This is a genomic window from Entomomonas asaccharolytica (assembly GCF_016653615.1).
Lineage (GTDB): Bacteria > Pseudomonadota > Gammaproteobacteria > Pseudomonadales > Pseudomonadaceae > Entomomonas > Entomomonas asaccharolytica.
The window spans coordinates 1,255,965-1,270,031 of the sequence record NZ_CP067393.1 but is presented as its reverse complement, the minus strand read 5'-3'; the positions used below and the strand labels follow the sequence as shown (position 1 = coordinate 1,270,031).

The 14,067-nt window shown below is 39.1% G+C and carries 16 protein-coding genes; 14 read left to right on the top strand and 2 right to left on the bottom strand.

The features are described 5' to 3' along the window. Positions 1-10: 10 nt before the first annotated feature. Positions 11-691, bottom strand: coding sequence for a type 1 glutamine amidotransferase (locus tag JHT90_RS05770; protein ID WP_201095116.1), 681 nt, complete (start codon positions 689-691; stop codon positions 11-13). A 133-nt stretch (positions 692-824) separates the two neighbouring features. Then, on the bottom strand, positions 825-1,679 hold the full coding sequence (locus tag JHT90_RS05765; protein WP_201095114.1) for a LysR substrate-binding domain-containing protein: 855 nt from the start codon (positions 1,677-1,679) through the stop codon (positions 825-827). A 128-nt stretch (positions 1,680-1,807) separates the two neighbouring features. Here JHT90_RS05765 and JHT90_RS05760 point away from each other — a divergent pair, with 128 nt between their 5' ends. The 14 genes from JHT90_RS05760 (at position 1,808) to JHT90_RS05695 (ending at position 14,064) form a co-directional block, all read left to right on the top strand. Continuing rightward, positions 1,808-3,010, top strand: a complete 1,203-nt coding sequence (locus JHT90_RS05760; RefSeq protein WP_201095112.1) for a YbfB/YjiJ family MFS transporter — start codon at positions 1,808-1,810, stop codon at positions 3,008-3,010. After that, positions 2,997-3,206, top strand: a complete 210-nt coding sequence (locus tag JHT90_RS05755) for a tautomerase family protein (RefSeq protein WP_201095109.1) — start codon at positions 2,997-2,999, stop codon at positions 3,204-3,206. The genes JHT90_RS05760 and JHT90_RS05755 overlap by 14 nt, the downstream gene beginning before the upstream one ends. A 351-nt stretch (positions 3,207-3,557) precedes the next feature. Continuing rightward, positions 3,558-3,908 (top strand): ethanolamine utilization microcompartment protein EutS, encoded by a 351-nt coding sequence (eutS, locus tag JHT90_RS05750; RefSeq protein WP_379971814.1) that lies wholly within the window; start codon positions 3,558-3,560, stop codon positions 3,906-3,908. Positions 3,909-3,910: 2 nt separating this feature from the next. Continuing rightward, positions 3,911-4,378: a EutP/PduV family microcompartment system protein gene (locus JHT90_RS05745; protein ID WP_201095107.1), complete on the top strand. Its 468-nt coding sequence runs from the start codon at positions 3,911-3,913 to the stop codon at positions 4,376-4,378. Next, the gene (gene eutQ / locus JHT90_RS05740; RefSeq protein ID WP_201095106.1) at positions 4,375-5,073 is read left to right on the top strand and encodes an ethanolamine utilization acetate kinase EutQ; all 699 of its coding nucleotides are present in this window, start codon (positions 4,375-4,377) and stop codon (positions 5,071-5,073) included. The genes JHT90_RS05745 and eutQ overlap by 4 nt, the downstream gene beginning before the upstream one ends. 20 nt (positions 5,074-5,093) lie before the next feature. Continuing rightward, complete coding sequence (gene eutT, locus JHT90_RS05735; protein WP_201095104.1) at positions 5,094-5,939, top strand: ethanolamine utilization cob(I)yrinic acid a,c-diamide adenosyltransferase EutT; 846 nt, start codon at positions 5,094-5,096, stop codon at positions 5,937-5,939. Beyond that, positions 5,939-6,916: a phosphate acetyltransferase gene (gene pta, locus JHT90_RS05730; RefSeq protein WP_201095103.1), complete on the top strand. Its 978-nt coding sequence runs from the start codon at positions 5,939-5,941 to the stop codon at positions 6,914-6,916. The genes eutT and pta overlap by 1 nt, the downstream gene beginning before the upstream one ends. 138 nt (positions 6,917-7,054) lie before the next feature. Then, positions 7,055-7,351, top strand: coding sequence for an ethanolamine utilization microcompartment protein EutM (gene eutM / locus JHT90_RS05725; protein ID WP_236254054.1), 297 nt, complete (start codon positions 7,055-7,057; stop codon positions 7,349-7,351). Positions 7,352-7,526: 175 nt separating this feature from the next. Further along, on the top strand, positions 7,527-7,823 hold the full coding sequence (locus JHT90_RS05720) for a EutN/CcmL family microcompartment protein (protein ID WP_201095102.1): 297 nt from the start codon (positions 7,527-7,529) through the stop codon (positions 7,821-7,823). Between the two features lie 8 nt (positions 7,824-7,831). Then, positions 7,832-9,256 (top strand): aldehyde dehydrogenase family protein, encoded by a 1,425-nt coding sequence (locus tag JHT90_RS05715; RefSeq protein WP_201095101.1) that lies wholly within the window; start codon positions 7,832-7,834, stop codon positions 9,254-9,256. Positions 9,257-9,268: 12 nt separating this feature from the next. Then, a complete protein-coding gene (gene eutJ / locus JHT90_RS05710; RefSeq protein ID WP_201095100.1) occupies positions 9,269-10,111 on the top strand; it encodes an ethanolamine utilization protein EutJ in 843 nt (280 codons plus the stop codon). After that, the gene (locus tag JHT90_RS05705) at positions 10,101-11,300 is read left to right on the top strand and encodes an iron-containing alcohol dehydrogenase family protein (RefSeq protein ID WP_201095099.1); all 1,200 of its coding nucleotides are present in this window, start codon (positions 10,101-10,103) and stop codon (positions 11,298-11,300) included. The genes eutJ and JHT90_RS05705 overlap by 11 nt, the downstream gene beginning before the upstream one ends. A 47-nt stretch (positions 11,301-11,347) precedes the next feature. Beyond that, a complete protein-coding gene (gene eutH / locus JHT90_RS05700; RefSeq protein WP_201095098.1) occupies positions 11,348-12,628 on the top strand; it encodes an ethanolamine utilization protein EutH in 1,281 nt (426 codons plus the stop codon). Positions 12,629-12,639: 11 nt separating this feature from the next. Further along, positions 12,640-14,064: an ethanolamine ammonia-lyase reactivating factor EutA gene (locus tag JHT90_RS05695; protein WP_201095096.1), complete on the top strand. Its 1,425-nt coding sequence runs from the start codon at positions 12,640-12,642 to the stop codon at positions 14,062-14,064. The last annotated feature ends 3 nt before the right edge of the window (positions 14,065-14,067 follow it).

Here is a 14,067-nt window from a genome sequence, read left to right as displayed (position 1 = left end):
CTCTTGTTAGTTAAATATTCTTTAAAAACGTTATTAATAATTGTTTGAAGTTTTGACGATTGGTTATTTCTCTAGCAGCAGTTTCTTGACGCCATTGTTCTGGCAAATCAGCCAATTTCACTAAAAACTTTCTACCCCCTTCACTACTTTGCCATTCTTTCATCCAACAATCGAACATTGTAGTACACATTTCAGGGTGAAACTGTACAGCTAAAGCCTTTCCATAACTATAGGCCTGCTGTGCTATATCATTTTCCGCCAATAATATAGCACTTTTAGGGGCAGTGAATGCATCATAATGAAAATTAAACCAAGGGCCTGTATGTTGCCAACTATCATTCACACTATTGATATCAGTCCAACCTAACTCTGGTTGACTATTTTTAAAAACCTGACCATCTAATGCGCGGGTTAATATTTGTGCACCAAAACAAATTCCTAAAGTCGGAATATTCTTCTGTTGTACCTGCTTAAGCCAATTTAATTCTTTAGGAATCCAAGCTAAGCGATGATCGTAAGCGGACGCAGGACTACCCAATAAAATGAGTAACTGTAGCTCATCAGGTTCTGGTAAATTATCAGTAACAGTTACCACCTTATAAGTAATACCTAACTCAGGTAATATATCTGCTAAATTACCTATTGAATCTGTTTCTGCATGAATAACTATTAAAGCTTCAGTAGACTTCACAAAGTAACTCCTATTACATTATTTTTATTGGCAAGGCTACTCAACCACCATGCTAATCAAGTTAACAAAACAAAGATAGCATTATTATTTTGCTAATCATTTCTCTCATTTTTCAATTAAGCTCAATTATAAATTAATAGGTTAAACATGATTGCAATGCTGAAATATTAGCGGATAACATGCCTTTTCTCCACACTAAATCTGTTATTGCACTGCCAATAGATTTAGATAATTGATGAACACTTAAGGTTTGTTTATCTGGAAATAATTTAAGCACAGCTTCAGGAACAATACCAATTCCCATTCCTGCAGATACACCACCTAAAATAGCATGATAAGAAGATAATTCTGCGATACGTTCAGGTTTTACATCGTGCTCTACAAACCACGTAACTAACCTATCACGATAAGAGCAACCATCTTTAAATACTAATAACGTTTTTTTGTGAATATCTTGTGGCGTATTAATAGCAGCATGATCTTTAGGTGCAACAATGACCAGTTGTTCCTTAAAAACTCCTTGTTTATCCAATCGATTATCTTTTGGTGTATCTGCAATAAATACTGCATCTAACTGATTAGCTAGTAATCCTTGATACAATGAATGACTAGTACCTGTTGTAAGTTCTAACTCTATTTGTGGATACTGTAAATGTAATTTTGCTAATAAGTTAGGTAGCCTCGCCGCTGCTGTACTTTCCATAGCACCAATACGTAGTTTACCTTTAGGTAGTGAGCTTTTTATTTGTAGTTCTGCTTCCATTGCTAATTCAATAATTTGTTTAGCATAGTTATACAATAACTGTCCTTTATCCGTAGTTAATAGCCGCTTACCTTCTCGAATAAACAACTGTACCCCAAGATTATCCTCTAGTTGCATTATTCTGGTTGTGATACTTGAGGGTACTCTATTGAGATATTTTGCAGCTCGTGTTATTCCACCCTGCTCAACAACCGCTATTAATGTTTTTAAATCAGATAATTCCACTTTATATTCTCCAAAATTGAATATAAACTTCAATTTTATTCAATTTACTTGAAATATTATTTTAACTAGAATGAGCCTATAAAACAATTAATAAGCTTTTAAAAATAATTTCTGTATAGGATTTCATCGTGAACCCATTATATAAAAATGGCTTACTGCAAACGCTGGGTGGGTTTTGTGTACTTATTATAGTAATGGGCATTGGACGTTTCGCTTATACTGCTCTATTACCTTATATGATGCATAGTTATCAGTTAAATGAAAAAGCAGTAGGAACAATTGCTGCTTGGAACTATACAGGTTATTTACTTGGGGTACTGGCTATGTTTAAGGAAAAAGCTGGATTACGCCGTTATCTATTCCTGAGCTTTTTCCTATGCCTCAGCTTTTTAACCACTTTAGCTATGGGACTCGCAGAACAAGTTTACCTATGGAATATTATACGCTTTATAGCAGGCATTGCTTCGGGGGCTTGTTTTGTTTTATGTTCTGCGATTGTATTAGATACCTTAGCAACTATTAATAAACCTATACTAGCAGGTATCCTTTATAGTGGTGTGGGTGTAGGTATTGCATTAAGTGGACTAAGTAGTCAGCCTTTAGTGCATAGCATAGGCGTTAATGGTGCATGGATAGCTACTGCATTGCTGTGTATCCCTTTAATGCTAGTAGCATTAACCTATTTACGCCCTGCTAAAAACTTTTCACTAAACTTTAACAACAGTTCAACCACAACTGTGCCACAAAAAGTACAAAGTGGTTATTATTTATTGCTATTTATCTATTTTTTAGAGGGCTTTGGCTACATTATTGGTACTACATTTCTAGTATCATTGGTAAAAACTACCACTCAATCAGCCACCCTAGCGAGTACAGCGTGGATAATAACAGGCATTGCTGCTGCATTAAGTGCCCCACTTTGGCGTTACGCAGCAAAAAAAGGTTATCAACCTATGTTAATACTCGCTTTTTTGTTGCAAGCCATTGGTGTAGTTTTACCTATTATTACGCATTCGCCTGCTATTATCTTGTTAGGCGCATTGCTATTAGGTGGCACTTTTATGGGTATTACTGTACTTGCTCTGCAATACGGTATTGCTTTAAGTGGCAAGCCCAGCGCCTACACTATTGCGCTATTAACAGGTGTTTATGGCATTGGGCAGATTATAGGGCCTTTTATTACAGGATTAATTTCCCATAATCAGGGTTTTGAGTTGGCCTTTATATTATCAGCAATAAGTTTATTTATTGCTGCTATTTTGCTTATTTTTAAATATATAAGAAGTATCTACATTCAACTATCGAAGGAGAAACAACATGCCATACGTTAATATCAAAGTAACAGGCGGTAATGAAGCCCCTAGCAAAGAACAAAAAGCTGAACTAATTAAAGGGGTCACAGAGTTACTAGCCACTGTACTTAATAAAAATCCTGCTACCACTGTAGTTGTTATTGATGAAATTAACCAAGATAATTGGGGAATTGGTGGAGAAAGTATTACTGTACGCCGAGCCAAACAAAACTAATTTGTTGGCTATTTAGGCTAGTGTTATTTAATACTAGCCTTAGCTAATACTTGTACAAAATACTAATTATTATTCTTTCAATCACTTAAATAAAACCTCGTCAAATAGTGTGGCTAAATACACAATTTTGCTCTATATTGAAACTTATAGAAAAGGGATAAAACCTATTTTTTCTATAAATAAGACAATTGGCTAATATTAATAAAAAGTACTTTAGAGCATGCTAGACACACAACAAAAATAACTTAATACACAATAAAAATGACTTAGCACAATTTTATAAATTAATTGCCAATTTTTGATATTCGCTGTGCGAATTTACTTGTTAAGCTCATTACATCTTAGGAGGTAATGATGGATATTGAGAAGACCCAAACGAGAATTATCCAAGAATTTGTGCCTGGTAAACAAGTCACATTGGCGCATCTTATTGCTCATCCTGGAAAAGATTTAGCACAGAAAATTGGCGTACCTGATGCTGAAGCCATTGGCATTATGACATTAACCCCTAGTGAAACCGCTATGATTGCAGGTGACTTTGCAACCAAAGCTGCCAATGTGGAAATAGGTTTTCTTGATCGCTTTAGTGGCGCCTTAGTAATTTATGGTTCAGTGGGTGCTGTTGAAGAAGCACTCAATCACACAATACGTAACCTAGGCACAGCTTTGGGTTATGCTGTCTGTACAGTAACTAGGAGCTAACCATGTTACAACAGCGCTACGTGTTAGTTGGTCCCGTTGGTGCAGGTAAAACATCTTTGTTTAATGCACTCAATGACGACTATAGCTTAGCGGTTAAAACTCAAGCTATAGCTTTTGATCAACAAGGTGGCGTGGATACTCCAGGTGAGTTTTTTAACCACCCTCGCCTATACCGTGCGCTAATTAGCACTACTACTGAAGCAGAAACCATTATTTATGTCCACGCTGCAGACGATCCTATTTGTCGTATGCCCACAGGACTACTTGAAGTTTATCAAAACAAACGTCTTATTACTGTTATTACCAAAATAGATCTACCTAATGTTGATGTTCCTGCAATAAAACAAATGCTGTTAGAGCATGGCTTAAAAGAACCTATTTTTGAAATCTGCACACAAGATCCAACTAGTGTTCAAGCTTTAGCAACATTTCTTGAGCAGGATGTGCCATCTAAGAGGAAAGCGCAATGAGTAAACAATTAATTACAGCTGACAATATCCGCGAGATTAAAGCTAAAGGGCAATCTGAAATTGAGGTTAGCTTAACGAATTGCATTATCACGCCTGAAGCAAAAGAGGTGGCAGAACAATTAGGTATCCGCATAGTAGACAAAAATAGCCCTCCAGCAGCTAAACCTAATGCACAAAAATGCTCTTCTTCATTAAGTGAAACAGAACTTAAAGTTATTAGACAAGCCATTATTGAACAATTACCTAAAGGTGCCATGATTAGCGATGCACTAATAGATCAATTAGTTTGTAAAGCTGTACAAGAAAACAAACATACTGCTGCCCCTAAAACTGCTAACCAAAAACCTTCAGCTGTTAAGTTAGTAAAAGGCAATATGGCTAAATTAGAAATCTTTGAAGGTGCAGGCATAGAAAAACAAGTAGGTATTGCTGATATGATCGGTGCTGCTGATAACAGTAATATGGCTGCTGGTTATATGGCTTGGGAAAATGCTTTTTTCCCATGGACTCTAAACTACGATGAAATAAATATTGTACTGGAAGGTGAGTTACATATTTGTCACAACAATGAAGTTAAAGTAGCCAAAGCGGGAGATTTAATCTTTATTCCTAAAGGTTCTTCTATTCAATTTGGTACACCTACTAAAGTTCGTTTTGTGTATGTTTCATGGCCTGCTAATTGGCAAGACCAATAGTTGCGTCATGGAGAATAATCATGAGTAACTTTATAACAGAAGACTGGCTAAGAGCAAACTACAGCCTAAGCGATGGTACTGAAATTCGCTTACCTGCTGATTGCAAACTAACGCCTGCTGCTCGTGGTTTGATTACTGATCATCATTTAGTAGTGAAATTTCATGATGAACAAGGACGGTTATTTGTTGAATCAATAGAAGACAGACCAACCAATAACGACAGTACTTATCAACCTAAATTGAAACAGGTACATGGTTTAACCAGTCAACAGGGGCATGTTGCTGCTGAATGTCAGCTTTGCCATCAAGCTGTTGCCAAAAAACCAGACACGCTGACACACTTAAATGCGCACACTTTAGTGTCTAAATCTGATCCTCGTTTAGCTTTTAGAGCTAAATTAGACAGCTGTATTGCTATGGCTGTTTGGTTGCAAATTGAAGTAACTGCTGAACCACAAATTTGGTTAGCAGATATTCGCTCCGTGTTAGGTAATATTATGCGAGCGGATGTATTAAATGAAACATTAACTGATTTTATGATTGCTGGGTTAGATGAAAAAGCCATCCATAAACTTTCTCATCAACCACTTAAATACATCGGACACGATCATATTGTGCCCGCAGTAGAACATGGTCGTAATGCTTGTTTATTGAACTTGTTACGTACTGAGATTCGTGAAACTGAAACCTCTGCGGCTTCCATTTTTATTGATCGTGATTTAGTGGTTTCAAGACCTGACCTTATGCAAGGTTTAAATCGGTTATCCAGTGCAGTTTATGTATTAATGCTGTTATGTGTACTCCATGAAACAGGTAAAGAATGGCCTACTACAGAAATGTTACGCGCTAAATTGGGAGCCCAATAATGAACCTTATTGAACGCTGCCAACAGCAAGCAAAAGCTAATCCAAGCTGGATTGTATTTCCTGATGCAGTAGATATCAGAGCAATTCAAGCTGCTATTTATATACAGCAACAGCAATTAGGCTATCCTTGGTTGTTAGCTAACCCTGCTGATTTGCGTAATTTATGTGAGCAACATGATTTACCTTTTAATCAATTAAATATTATTGATCCAGCCACATCAGAATGGTTACCTGAATTTACAGCCTATTTAGCACAACGTATGCCAGATAAACCAATAGAAGACCTTAAGAAAAATATTAAGGATCCACTATGGTTTGGCGCAGCGATGATCGCTACAGGTAAAAGTGATTATTGTATTGCTGGCAACCTCTCCTCCACTTCTAGTGTATTGAGAGCTGGATTACGTGTATTAGGTTTGGCACCTAATAACAAAACATTATCTTCAATTATGATTATGATCTCTCCAGAGGGAGATCAAATCCTAGGATTTGCCGACTGCGGGGTTGTTCCACAACCCACAGGGGCGCAGTTGGCAGACATTGCAATTAGTACTGCGCAAAGTTTTGAAGCAATAACAGAACAAACTGCCCGTGTGGCAATGTTATCGTTTTCCACTAAAGGCAGTGCTAAACATGAAGCAGTCAGTAATGTGCAATTAGCAACAGATATTGTACGCGAACGTATGCCCAACTTAGCAGTTGATGGCGAGCTTCAGTTTGATGCAGCAATGGTAGACAGTGTTGCTAAGCAAAAAGCACCTGATAGCCAAGTTGCAGGTAAAGCCAATGTGTTGATCTTCCCTTCTTTAGAAGCAGGTAACATTGGTTATAAGATTGCACAACGATTAGGTAAATACGAAGCCATTGGTCCACTTATTCAAGGATTAAATGGTTCTATGCATGATTTATCACGCGGTTGTAGTTGGCAAGATATGGTTCAAGTAGCCATGCTTGCTACCAAAATGCGTGTTAAATAAGAAATATGGCGTTTTATTTGTAAAAAACGCGATTACCACTTTTTATAGGATAGTTAGAACTTCTATAAAAAGATTAACTGGGTGGCTTGCCACTTGTATTAACTCCCATAACGGGAGGCTAACTGAGAGGAATTTATAATGGAAGCTTTAGGCATTATTGAAACCAAAGGTTTAGTGGCGTTAATTGAAGCCTCTGATGCCATGGTGAAAGCAGCTAGAGTTAAACTAGTTGGTTACAAACAAATTGGTGGTGGTTTAGTAACTGCAATGGTACGTGGTGATGTAGCAGCTTGTAAAGCAGCAACAGACGCTGGTGCAGCAGCTGCACAACGTGTTGGTGGTGAGTTAATTGCAGTTCACGTTATCCCACGCCCACATGGCGATTTGGAAGACATCTTCCCAATCAAAATGTCTGCTGAGAAACCATTGGACTGAGCAACAACTCACCCGAATTGAGGTGTGTGTTTTATTAATAATAATTCCACACCTCTATTATCCAATTGGTTTTAATGTATTGCGTGCTACAAAAGGTATTGTTGTACTAATTATTAGCCCAACAACGCAGTGCTGTTTGCTGTTGCCTTTGTAACATAGCAATAAAGGAGGACTCATGAGATTAGCCGTTGTCGTAGGACAAGTTGTTAGTACCGTAAAACTTGCTGGGTTTGAGCAAGAACGCCTACTGCTTGTAGACATGATAGATAAAAACGGTTTACCAGAAGGTGAACGGCTTGTCGCTACCGATTCTGTGGGCGCAGGCGATGGTGAGTGGGTCTTGGTTGTTAGTGGTAGCGCAGCTCGTAAAACTATCCATACTGTTAACGGTATTGAAGCGCCTGTAGATGCTAGTATCGTAGGTATTGTAGATGAAGCTGTTCTTAATGGTAAAGTTTTCTACCATAAGTGAGGTATACAGTGGACATAAATCCTAAAGAAATTGAACAAGTAGTCAGAGCGGTACTGACTTCTATGGGTAGTGGTCAGCCTAACAAACCAACATCCGCTGCATCACAACAAATCGCTGCAGGCGTATTTAACGAATTAGATGATGCTGTTGCTGCTGCAGGAGAAGCACAAACTGCATTAAAAACTGTAAAAATGCGTAACCTTGCCATTGCTGCTATACGCCAAGCAGGCGAGAAATACGCTAGAGAATTAGCAGAAATAGCTGTGGCTGAAACAGGCATGGGTCGTGTTGATGACAAAACAGCTAAGAATTTATTACAAGCACGTGAAACACCTGGCACAGAATGCTTAAGACCAGAAGTATTAACAGGTGACAATGGTCTTACTTTAACAGAGAATGCACCTTGGGGTGTAGTAGCTTCAGTGACTCCTTCTACTAACCCTGCTGCAACTGTTATTAATAACTCTATCAGTATGATTGCTGCGGGTAACAGTGTTGTTTTTGCCCCCCACCCTGCTGCTAAAAAAGTATCTCAACGTGCTATTACGGTTATTAACGAAGCGGTAGTTGCTGCTGGCGGCCCAGCTAACCTTGTGGTCACTGTAGCAAACCCTGATATTGAAACAGCACAACGTTTATTCAAATATTCAGGCATTGGTTTACTAGTTGTTACAGGCGGTGATGCTGTTGTGGAATCTGCTCGCAAGCATACTAATAAACGTCTTATCGCCGCTGGTGCTGGTAACCCTCCTGCCGTGGTAGATGAAACAGCTGATATTGATAGAGCTGCCGATAAAATTGTTTACGGTGCCTCTTTTGATAACAATATTATTTGTGCTGATGAAAAAGTAGTTATTGTTGTTGATTCAGTAGCTGATCAACTAATTGCAGCTATGCAACGTTACAAAGCCGTGCTATTAACAGCAGAACAAGCCAAACAATTACAACCTTTACTACTACCTAAAATTGATGAACAAGGTAGAGGTACAGTAAGCCGTGATTGGGTAGGACGTGATGCTTATAAAATCGCTGCCGCTATTGGTTTAAAAGTTCCAGAAAGCACGCGTTTGTTGATTGTTGAAACACCTGCTGACCATCCTTTTGCTATTACTGAATTGATGATGCCAGTACTACCTATTGTACGTGCTAGAGATGTTAATCAAGCAATTGATTTAGCCGTAAAACTTGAAGGTGGTTGCCACCATACAGCGTCCATGCATTCACGTAACTTAGATAACTTAGATCGTATGGCTAACGCTATCGATACCAGTATCTTTGTTAAAAATGGTCCTTGTATTGCTGGTTTAGGTTTTGGTGGTGAAGGTTGGACAACAATGACGATTACTACCCCTACAGGTGAAGGCGTAACTTGCGCACGTACCTTTGTACGGTTACGTCGTTGTGTATTAACCGAACATTTCCGTATTGTGTAATAAGGAAAAATCATGTCCCAAAGAGATATCGATCAATGGTTAAATCACCGCTTACAACTAGCGGAGAAGCAACTACATGAAGCTGATAAAAAACCAGAGCAACCGCTTAAAGAGTGGTTTCTAGGTATCGATTTGGGTACTTGTAATATTGTGTCAATCGTTATAGACAAAGATGCTAATCCAATAGCTACGCGCCTCGATCAGGCTGATGTAGTACGTGATGGTATCGTTTGGGATTTCTTTGGGGCTGTATCAATTGTTAAAAAACAACTTGCTAGCCTACAAGAGCAATTGGGTGTTGAATTTAGCAAAGCCTCAACCTCTTTTCCTCCTGGAACAGACCCCAGAATCTCCGTCAATGTTTTAGAAGCAGCTGGCTTGGAAGTAACTCACGTAATTGATGAGCCATCCGCGGTTGCTAATATGTTGCATCTAAAAAGTGCGGCTGTAGTCGATATTGGTGGTGGAACGACAGGCATCGCTGTTATTAAAAATGGTAAAGTTGTTTATTCAGGTGATGAGGCCACAGGTGGCCATCATGTTTCCCTGACATTAGCAGGCAACCTTAATCTACCCATTGAACAAGCAGAAACAAAGAAAAAACAGCAAGGTACAGAGATTTGGCCTATTGTACGTCCTGTTTTTGAAAAAATGACTGATATTGTGCGCGATCATTTACAACAATACCCAGTCGAAGAAATTTATTTATCAGGTGGTTCTTGTGCACTACCTGGTGTAGGAGTTCTATTCAGCCAAGCATTTCCTGAACAGAAAGTAATACTACCTACCCTGCCTATCTTCATTACACCCTTAGCCATTGCCGTTTGTGGAATGGAGGATAATCATGCAGATTAACGAAGTCAGCCATATAATTTATCGTGCACTTGATCTAATTAATGCCAAGTCTGTACGTGAATTTACCGTACCACCACAAACCTTTATTGGTGCAGGCGCGTTAGCACGTTGTGGTGAAGCAATGGCAGAGCAAGACCTTAAATGTGTGTTTGTGATGGTTGATGGTTTCCTATACAAACAAGGCATTGATGAAGGCTTATATCGCTCTTTAGAAGGCGCCAATATTAAATACGAAATCATTACCTATGCAGGTGGTGAACCAACTACTCAAATAGTTGAAGAAGCAGCTAAACAACTGCTTGCAGCACAATGTGATAGTGTACTGGCATTAGGCGGTGGCTCTGTTTTGGATGCCGCTAAAGTAACTGCTATGTTAGCCGCTAATGTCGATTTACCTATTGAGAGCTTAGCCAATAAAGCAATTAAGTTAAAAAAACGTCTACCACTGATCGCTATTCCTACCACAGCAGGAACTGGATCAGAAGCAACGAATATTGCAGTTATTACTGATACAACCAATAATGTCAAACAAGTACTCGTTCATCCGCAACTAATACCTGATTTAGCCATTATTGATGCTTGCCTTACTTTAGGTGTTCCTTCTGAAATCACTGCAATTACAGGTATAGATGCACTCACGCACGCCATTGAAACCTATGTAGCCTGTCATGCAACTCCCCTAACTAAGGGCTTTGCTTATAGAGCAATTACCTTGATTGGTGAAGCATTACCCCATGCAGTAGGTCAAGGCAATGATATACCTGCTCGTGAATCAATGATGCTTGCCTCTTATATGTCTGGTATGGCTTTCTCTAATGGCGGGCTTGGTTTATGTCATGCAATGGCACACCAGATTGGTGCTAAATATCATATTCCTCATGGTTTGTGTAATGCCATTATGTTGCCAGCTGTTATGCGCTTTAACCAATTAGTATGTAAAAAAGAATATGCTGAAATTGGTCATGCATTAACCTGTAAGCAAATAGAAGCAGAAGACACTATTAAAGCAGTACAACAGCTTATATATGATGTTGGCCTTTGTAAGAAATTAGGAGATTTCGGAGGGTCTCTTGATGATATCCCACAGCTTGCCGAAGCGGCTATGCAAGATATCTGTTTAACAACTAATCCACGGACAGTAACAAAAGAGCAAGTAATTGCAGTTTATCAAGATGCATTAACCTCTTAATAAACTAACAAGCAAGTTTAATTTTATATTGAGTAGGAGTTCGGCTAATGGGTATTAATGAAATTATTGTCTATATCATGATGGCCTTTATGATAATAGCGGCCTTTGATCGTATCCTTAACCAGTTTGGGGGCTCAGAATCTATTCTTGGCAAAATTGGTTTAGGTAAAGTAGGTAAAGGCATTGAAGGTTCAGGAAGCCAGTTTGAAGAAGGCTTTATGGCGATGGGTGCTTTAGGTTTAGCCATGGTGGGGATTACAGCAATGGCGCCTGTGATTGCTAATGTGCTTGGCCCAGTAGTTATTCCTGTTTATCAAGCGTTAGGTGCTGATCCTGGTATGTTTGCAGGTACCATATTAGCTTGTGATATGGGTGGCTTTTTCTTAGCTAAACAGTTAGCAACAACCCCTGCTGCTGAATTATATTCAGGTATTATTTTAGCTGCCATGATGGGACCAACTATTGTATTTACCATACCAGTAGCACTTGGCATTATTGATAAATCAGATCGCCGCTATTTAGCATTAGGTATACTTGCAGGTATTGTAACTATTCCTATTGGTTGTATTGCTGGCGGTTTAGTAGCAATGGCAACAGGCGCAGAAATTAATGGTCAACCTGCTGCATTTACCTTTACATTCCTATTAATCAATATGATTCCAGTGATAATCATCGCTGCACTTATTGCTGTCGGATTAAAACTATTCCCTGAAAAAATGATCTCTGGCTTCCAGATTTTTGCAAAAATCTTAGTGGGCATCATTACTGTAGGTTTAGTAGCCGCTGTATTGAAATTTACCACTGATTGGACTTTTATTCCTGGTATGGACCCAATATTCAGCACTCAAGCACCTGAAGCGGATGACATGCGCGCCATGGAAGTAATCGGCTCAATCGCTTGTATCCTATTGGGTGCCTACCCAATGGTATTCCTAATTACACGTTGGTTTGGTAAACCATTAATGAAAGTGGGTGGCTTATTAAGAATGAATGATATTGCCGCTGCTGGCATGATTGCTACCTTAGCTAACAACATTCCTATGTTCAGCATGATGAACAGAATGGATGAGCGCGGCAAAATTATTAACTGTGCCTTTGCAGTATCAGCCGCTTTCGCCCTAGGTGATCACTTAGGTTTCGTTGCAGGTATTGGTGTGTCAACTATGATTTTCCCAATGATTGTTGGCAAATTAGTGGGTGGTATTACAGCTATTGGTGTCGCAATGATGATTGCACCAAAAACTTCTGCTCCTATGCCTGAGGAAGAGCAAGAAGGTGCTGTAGTAGAACAAAAAACCACTTATGAAACAGAAATCAAACCTGAATAAGGTATATTAAAATGGCTAGCACAGTAATTCGTAGTGTAGGTATTGATATAGGTACGACAACTACTCAGGTGATCTTCTCTCGCCTAGAGTTAGTAAATCGTGCTGCTGTATCACAAGTACCTCACTATGAATTCACTAAACGCGAAATTCTTTATGAAAGCCCTGTAATCTTTACACCTATTGATTTTGAGGGACGTATTCGTGAAGAAGAGCTATTGTCATTTATTTTAGATCAGTACCGTATTGCGGGTGTTACCCCTGAAGAAATTCAGTCTGGTGCTATCATCATTACTGGTGAAACATCCAAAGCACGTAATGCACGCCCTGCGGTATTAAAACTAGCAGAAACCCTAGGCAACTTTGTTGTAGCTACCGCAGGCCCACATTTAGAATCAATTATTGCAGGACAAGGTTCAGGGGCTAGCGAATTATCACGTACTACCATTGGCCGTGTATTAAATATTGATATTGGTGGTGGTACTGCTAACTATGTATTATTTGAAGATGGTGAGGTTGTTGACTCTGCATGTCTTAACATTGGTGGTCGTTTATTAGAAACAGATCAACAGGGTCGTGTGATACGTGCCCATGCGCCTGGTAAATTAGTTTGCCAAGCGCTATTTGGTAATCAAGACCCATTGACCCTTAATAGACAGCAACTTGTACAAGTGACAGAGTTAATGGCTGATCTACTTTATCAAGTAACTATTGGACAACCTTCTGACTTAGCTAAACAACTTTTAATGACAGATGCCCTCCCCACCTCTGGGCTATTAAATGCATTAACTATTTCAGGTGGAGTTGGTACTTGTGTTTATCAACCTGTGAGTGATGAGCAACTGTTCAAGTTTGGGGATATTGGTCCATTACTTGCGCGTGCTATTACAAAACATATAGGTTTTGCCAAGTTACCTTTAAAAGCTCCTAAACAAACTATTAGAGCTACTGTTATTGGTGCAGGTGCCCATACCTTATCACTCTCTGGTAGTACTATTTGGTTAAAACAAGTTCCTTTACCTATTCGTAATATTCCAGTTATGCATACCAGAATAAATGGTGTATCACTTAATCCAGAGGAGCTTTGTACAGCTTGGCAACAAGCACTAACACAACATGATTTATCTGCTGAAACTGACTCTTATGCATTAACACTTCCTGCTGATGTGCCTGTAACTTATCAGGCTATTCAATTATGTGTTGAAGCACTGGGCAATTTCTCACAACGTTATCCTAATTCTCAGCCACTTATCGTGATCGCTCGTCAGGATCTCGGTAAGGTACTAGGGATGTTACTACAACCACACTTAGGGGGTAGAACATTGGCAGTCATTGATGAAGTAGTAACCCGAGAAGGCGATTATATTGATATTGGCAATCCATTATTTGGCGGAGAAATTGTACCAATCACCGTCAAATCACTGGCATTTCCTTCCTAAAGG

Excerpts from the sequence above, each read along its gene's own strand:
- eutH (WP_201095098.1), top strand. The coding sequence starts at position 11,348 with ATGGGTATTAATGAAATTATTGTCTATATCATGATGGCCTTTATGATA.
- eutT (WP_201095104.1), top strand. The coding sequence starts at position 5,094 with ATGAGTAACTTTATAACAGAAGACTGGCTAAGAGCAAACTACAGCCTA.
- JHT90_RS05695 (WP_201095096.1), top strand. The coding sequence starts at position 12,640 with ATGGCTAGCACAGTAATTCGTAGTGTAGGTATTGATATAGGTACGACA.
- eutQ (WP_201095106.1), top strand. The coding sequence starts at position 4,375 with ATGAGTAAACAATTAATTACAGCTGACAATATCCGCGAGATTAAAGCT.
- JHT90_RS05755 (WP_201095109.1), top strand. The coding sequence starts at position 2,997 with ATGCCATACGTTAATATCAAAGTAACAGGCGGTAATGAAGCCCCTAGC.
- eutJ (WP_201095100.1), top strand. The coding sequence starts at position 9,269 with ATGTCCCAAAGAGATATCGATCAATGGTTAAATCACCGCTTACAACTA.
- pta (WP_201095103.1), top strand. The coding sequence starts at position 5,939 with ATGAACCTTATTGAACGCTGCCAACAGCAAGCAAAAGCTAATCCAAGC.
- JHT90_RS05720 (WP_201095102.1), top strand. The coding sequence starts at position 7,527 with ATGAGATTAGCCGTTGTCGTAGGACAAGTTGTTAGTACCGTAAAACTT.
- JHT90_RS05705 (WP_201095099.1), top strand. The coding sequence starts at position 10,101 with ATGCAGATTAACGAAGTCAGCCATATAATTTATCGTGCACTTGATCTA.
- JHT90_RS05745 (WP_201095107.1), top strand. The coding sequence starts at position 3,911 with ATGTTACAACAGCGCTACGTGTTAGTTGGTCCCGTTGGTGCAGGTAAA.
- eutS (WP_379971814.1), top strand. The coding sequence starts at position 3,558 with ATGATGGATATTGAGAAGACCCAAACGAGAATTATCCAAGAATTTGTG.
- eutM (WP_236254054.1), top strand. The coding sequence starts at position 7,055 with ATGGAAGCTTTAGGCATTATTGAAACCAAAGGTTTAGTGGCGTTAATT.